Raw genomic sequence first — 5134 nt, 5'->3', positions numbered from 1 at the left:
CCGGCGGTGCCGGCGGCGGACGGCCGCTGCGCCGTTCCCGGCTCCGTCGTGGAGCGCTGGATCGGCTGCGTCGTGCGCGGCGCCGTCTGGGTCGCCGGCGGCGTGCTCCAGGTACGGACGCCGCGGCTGCCGAAGCTGCCGCTGCGGCCGAGGCGGGCGTCGGCGGCGCTCGAGGCGAGCACCAGGGCGACGGCCATGGCGATCATGGCGAATCGCGACTTCGAACGGGAAAAATCCAGCATCCTCACCCCTGGAGACTCGTTTCCCCGGGGATGTGGGGTCCGCGGGGCGTCTTGTCACGAAGAATCGAGGGAAGCCGCCTGGAGGTCGCGTCGTGTCGGCGTGGCACGAACCTGGTGCGCCCTGGCCACACTCCCGCAGATCAACATTTCGTGGGTGCAAAGAAGGGCGCGCGTCTCTGGACAGTCATGGAACGGGTTCCAGAATTGCGGAGAGCTTTAGAACAAGGAGACCGCATGATCAGGAATATCGCCGCCGGCACGCTCGCCGCCGTGCTGCTTGCGGGATGCCAGTCGATCGGACCCGGACCCGCGCCCTCGCCCATGAGCGGCATCTGGGCATCGACCGACGGCGTATTCGTCGCCCGCTTCGCCGACGGCCGGTTCGTGTCGCGCTTCACCAAGACGAACGAGGTCCTCGCCGAGGGCAGCTATTCGATGGAAGCCGGCAGGCAGGTCTCGATGCGCTGGCTGAGCATCGCCACCAAGCAGCAGCGCTCGGCGACGTGCTCCTTCACCGGGCCGAACCGTCTGAGCTGCAAGCAGACGGGCGCCGGCGCCTTCGATCTCGTCCGCAGCGCGTGACCCGACGGGCGGCCGAGAGGCCGCCCACCGCATGACCGGCGGCAGGGATACCGCTCAGGCGTCGGCGGTGGCCGCGCTCGTGCCGAAGCCGTGCATCCGCCAGGCCCATTGCAGGCCGACGATCGCGCCCTTGATGGGGCGGAGCAGGCCGACGGACATGCCGAGCGTGAGCGGAATCCAGGCGGCGGCGTGGAGCCAGAGCGGCGGGGCGTAGAAGGTCTCGACCGCGAGCGCCAGCGTCAGGACGACGTGGCCCACGATCGAGATCGTGAAGTAGGGCGGCGCATCGTCCGCGCGGTGGTGATGCAGTTCCTCGCCGCAGGCGTCGCAGCTGTCCGCCACGGTGAGAAAGCCGCGGAAGAGCGTACCCTCCCCGCAGTTCGGGCAGCGGCTGCGCACGCCGCGGCCCATCGCATTCGCGACATCGCGCGGCTCTTCGCCGTATGTTTCGATCATATCCGGATTGCGTCCAAAGCGTTCGGTCGGAACGACTACGTAGGATGCCTTTCCCCGGCCAGGGATGAGGCATCCCGTCGCTCTCCGCCCTGCCGGAGGGCTGCAAGCACCAGCGCGCAGAAGCCGGCGAAGGTCACGATCGCGGCGGCCGCGTGCGAATATTCCCACTGCCGGCGCAGGGCTTCCCAGTCGGCCGGCACCTCCGTCCAGTTCGCGGTCGCCCGGTTCGCCGGAAAGGTCCAAAGGAAGAAGATCGCGAGGGAGGCGCACTCCGCCGCCAGGGCGACGATCGCGGCCCGGAAGATCCGGCGCGACCGCCGGGACAGCAGGACGAGCGCGAGATCGGCCGCGAGCGCGGCGAAGAGCACGATGCCGAACAGCGCCCAGCCCCGGTAGATCGCCTGGACGGTGAAATAGTCGGCCTGGGCGAGGCCGAGCTTGTTGGGCATGGCGAAGAGGTGCGCTCCCGCCGGAACGAGCGCGAGCGCGGTCAGGACGATCGCCAGGAACAGCACCGCACGGACGCGCATCAGGGCCGCCTGTTCCAGCCGAGGCGGCCCCGGGTGCGAGGCGCCGCCAATCGCGGAGATGTCGCCCTCGCGTCAACAGAAATTTCAATGACTTCCTGCACTTTTTTCAACCGTGTAGTGAATGGACTGGGCGACGATCCTGCCCTGCCGGACCAGATAGCTGTCCGCACCGTCGCAAATGCCGCCCCGCGCAGTCGAAGCCCGCCATTCCAGGTAGCCGAACGGGCCGTCGACGAGTATCTCGCGGTACTCGAACGAGGCGCTCGGCACCTCCCGCTCCAGCGCGCGGGCGCAGATGCGGACACCGGCATGCCCTCTCTGGATCCCCCACTTGGTGAGGAGCACCACGTTCTCGCCAACATTCCTGGCAAGGTCGGACTCGAGATCGCCCAGCCGTCGCAGCCGGAGATGGTCCGCGATCACCTGCCGCGCCGTCCGCCCGCGGAGCCCCTCAGCGTGGGAGGCGAGCCGGGCGGAGGACACGCGCTCGGTGCGAGCGGCTGCGACCATCACTTGTTGGTCCGGCCGACATGGCGCGGGTCGAGCCCGCCCTGCCGATCGGTATCGCTCTCCACGTCGCCTTCGAACGTGCTGTCGCCCTCGATGCGCTCCGGGTCCTCCCCGGTCGCATAGCTGCCCTTTGAAGCCCCGATGTTCGGATTGTCTTCGAGATCGTCGCGCGGGCGATCCTTGGGCATGGTCTTCTGATGCTTCGTGTCGGTCACGGCTGCCTCCATCGGGCAGGCGCGACGCCCCGCGCCGCCCAAAGGGGGCGAACGGGGGAGCGGACGATGCGTTCCTGCCATGATCGCGACGTACGGAGGAGCTCCAGCGACCAGGATTCGGGAGAACCGACTGCAATGAACCGCGCGCGACCGATCAGGACAGCCGTCCTCCTTCTCGCGATGGGCGCCGCGTCGCCCGGCCTCGCCCAGACCTGCGGCACCGGCGACTTCGACGGCTGGCTGCGCGGTATCCGCCAGGAGGCGGCGGCGGCCGGCGTCTCCGAGCGCGGCCTCGCCGGGCTCGACGGCGTCCGCTTCGACCCGTCGATCGTGAAGCGCGACCGCGGACAGGGCGTGTTCGCCCAGAGCTTTCTCGAATTCGCCGGCCGGATGGTCGCGAAATACCGCCTCGACCAGGGCGCCAAGCTGATGCGGCAACATGCGGCGACGTTCGGCCGGATCGAACAGCAATACGGGGTTCCGGCGCCGGTGATCACCGCCTTCTGGGGACTGGAGACGGATTTCGGCGCGAACCAGGGCGAGTTTCCGACGCTGACGGCGCTCGCCACGCTCGCCTATGACTGCCGCCGGCCGGATCTCTTCCGGACCCAGCTCGTCGACGCCCTCAGGATCATCGATCGCGGCGACCTCTCGCCCGCCGAGATGACCGGCGCCTGGGCGGGCGAGATCGGCCAGATGCAGTTCTCGCCGTCCGACTATCTCCGCTATGCCGTCGATGCCGACGGCGACGGCCGCCGCGACCTCCGCCACGATACGGCGGACGCCCTCGCCTCCGCCGCCAACCTTCTCGCCAATGCCGGCTGGCGCCGGGGCGAGCCCTGGCTGGAGGAGGTCAGGGTCCCGCAGCAGCTGCCCTGGGACCAGGCGGGCCTCACGATCCGGCATCCGCGCTCGCAATGGGCGGCCTGGGGCGTCGCGGGACGCGACGGCCCGCTTCCGGCCGACGCGCTTCCGGCGGCCCTCGTGCTACCGATGGGACGGAACGGGCCGGCCTTCCTCGCCTATCCGAACTTCGATGCCTTCCTCGACTGGAACCAGTCGCTGGTCTACGCCACCACCGCGGCCTATTTCGCCACGCGCCTCGCCGGCGCGCCGCCCGTCTCGAAGGGCCGCGGCGCCGAGGCGATGAGCAGCGCCGAAGTGAAGGCGCTGCAGCGGCTCCTCGCCAATCTCGGCTACGATGTCGGCAAGGCGGACGGCGTCATCGGCAGCGGCACGCGCGCGGCGGTCCGCGACGTGCAGATCAAGCTCGGCCTTCCGGCCGATGCATGGCCGACGGCGGAGCTTCTGCGCCGGCTGGGCGGCTGAAACGCGGGCCTTCAGCCCGCGCCGGCCGCCGCGACGCAGACCTGGTTCGCGCTCCCCGGACCGAGCGGATTTCCCTCGAAATCGCCGTAGCGCGCGACCAGGCGAAGCCCGGCAGCACCGAGAAGAAGAGGAATCTCGTTCGGAAAGAACTGGCGGAGCGCGAGCCGCCGCAACGGCTCGCGCGAGCCGTCCGGCCGACAGAGCGACCAATGCGAGACCCGGACCTGCTCGACCGGGTCGTATGTCGTCCTCTCCTCGACGGCGGGCGCCCCCGGCGGCAGCCAGGTGCGGGCCGGCCTGCCGCCCCGCCCGGCGCAGGCCGCCAAAGCGCGCAAGTCCGGCTGCACGACATCGAAGGCAAGCCGGCCGCCCGGCGCCAGATGGTCCCGGATACGCGCGAGGCATGACAGGACGGCGGCGTTCGAGCGGAGATGGGCGAGCGAGTTGCAGGAGACGAGGACGAGCCGGAACCGCCGCCCGAGGGCGAACCGCTCCATGTCGCCGCACACGAACGCGACCTTCGCGCCGGCCCGCCGCGCCTTGCCGGCGGCCGCGTCGAGCATCGCCGGGGAGAGATCGACGCCCACGACCTCGTGGCCGTCGGCAGCGAGGGGAATGGTGAGACGGCCGGTGCCGCAGGCGAGCTCCAGCACGGGCCCTCCCGTCTCCGCCGCGAGGCCCCTGTAGAACGGCTCGCACGGGCCCGGCGTGACGATCCGGTCGTAGAGATCGGGGCGGTCGTAGATCGCATCGGGTCGCATCGGACCCGGTTGCCAGCAATCGCGAGCTGGTTCAACCGGGTCCGGCCGATCGCGGAGCGGCCGTCCTCAGGCCGAGATCACCGTCACGATCAGGTAGTCGGTCGGGTCGACGATGACGATCGTGCCGTCCGGAAGCAGGAAGAATTGGTATCCCTCATATTCCGGCACGAGCGAGATGATGGTCGGCGGCAGCGGATGCAGCGTCACGGTGCGCGGCACGGCGACGCCGACCGACACGTTCACGTCCACGTCGACCGGCTTCACGCCGACATTGACGACGGATTCGCGGATCTTGGTCTTCTTCTCCGCGGAGATCTGCGGGGCGGGTCCACCCTTGGCACCGGCGGACTTCGCCGGTCCCGCTCCGGGCTTGGCCCCTTCCGCCTGGGCGGGCTTGCCGGCTTCCGCCGGTCCCGCGCCGGGCTTGGCCCCTTCCGCCGGCCCCGCGCCGGCGGCCTGACCCGGTGCCGCCTTGCCTGCCGCGTCCGGCCGCTGCTCGCCCGCCTGAC

At 70.4% G+C, this 5134-nt stretch carries 8 protein-coding genes and 1 pseudogene; 2 read left to right on the top strand and 7 right to left on the bottom strand.

The genetic code is table 11. The features are described from left to right. Positions 1-242, bottom strand: a pseudogene (locus E4O86_RS22265) (hypothetical protein); the annotation flags it as partial. Positions 243-476: 234 nt separating this feature from the next. Between E4O86_RS22265 and E4O86_RS22260 the strand changes: the two are divergent. Further along, entirely contained in the window at positions 477-824 is a 348-nt protein-coding gene (locus E4O86_RS22260; RefSeq protein WP_161142735.1) for an Omp10 family outer membrane lipoprotein, read from the top strand. Between the two features lie 54 nt (positions 825-878). Here E4O86_RS22260 and E4O86_RS22255 read toward each other — a convergent pair whose 3' ends face one another. The 4 genes from E4O86_RS22255 to E4O86_RS22240 all read right to left on the bottom strand — a co-directional run bounded on the left by E4O86_RS22255 (position 879) and on the right by E4O86_RS22240 (position 2535). Next, the gene (locus tag E4O86_RS22255; protein ID WP_205521050.1) at positions 879-1280 is read right to left on the bottom strand and encodes a DUF983 domain-containing protein; all 402 of its coding nucleotides are present in this window, start codon (positions 1278-1280) and stop codon (positions 879-881) included. A 35-nt stretch (positions 1281-1315) separates the two neighbouring features. Beyond that, entirely contained in the window at positions 1316-1810 is a 495-nt protein-coding gene (locus tag E4O86_RS22250) for a DUF1772 domain-containing protein (RefSeq protein WP_161142734.1), read from the bottom strand. 84 nt (positions 1811-1894) lie between these two features. Then, complete coding sequence (locus E4O86_RS22245; protein WP_161142733.1) at positions 1895-2320, bottom strand: nuclear transport factor 2 family protein; 426 nt, start codon at positions 2318-2320, stop codon at positions 1895-1897. Further along, positions 2320-2535 carry a hypothetical protein gene (locus tag E4O86_RS22240; protein WP_425500151.1) on the bottom strand — a complete coding sequence of 72 codons (216 nt, stop codon included), beginning with the start codon at positions 2533-2535 and terminating at the stop codon, positions 2320-2322. The genes E4O86_RS22245 and E4O86_RS22240 overlap by 1 nt, the downstream gene beginning before the upstream one ends. Before the next feature lie 135 nt (positions 2536-2670). On the opposite strand from E4O86_RS22240, the gene E4O86_RS22235 reads away from it, so the two are divergent. After that, positions 2671-3864 carry a lytic murein transglycosylase gene (locus E4O86_RS22235; RefSeq protein ID WP_161142732.1) on the top strand — a complete coding sequence of 398 codons (1194 nt, stop codon included), beginning with the start codon at positions 2671-2673 and terminating at the stop codon, positions 3862-3864. An 11-nt stretch (positions 3865-3875) separates the two neighbouring features. On the opposite strand, the gene E4O86_RS22230 is transcribed toward E4O86_RS22235, so the two are convergent. Both E4O86_RS22230 and E4O86_RS22225 read right to left on the bottom strand, forming a co-directional pair. Beyond that, entirely contained in the window at positions 3876-4625 is a 750-nt protein-coding gene (locus E4O86_RS22230) for a class I SAM-dependent methyltransferase (RefSeq protein ID WP_161142731.1), read from the bottom strand. Positions 4626-4691: 66 nt separating this feature from the next. Next, positions 4692-5134: DUF1236 domain-containing protein (locus E4O86_RS22225; RefSeq protein WP_161142730.1), on the bottom strand; the 443-nt coding region annotated here is incomplete at its 5' end.

Source organism: Propylenella binzhouense, from assembly GCF_009866965.1.
GTDB classification, from domain to species: Bacteria; Pseudomonadota; Alphaproteobacteria; order Rhizobiales; family Afifellaceae; genus Propylenella; species Propylenella binzhouense.
Note: the sequence above shows the minus strand (reverse complement) of the source record. Positions and strands in the feature narration are given on the sequence as shown.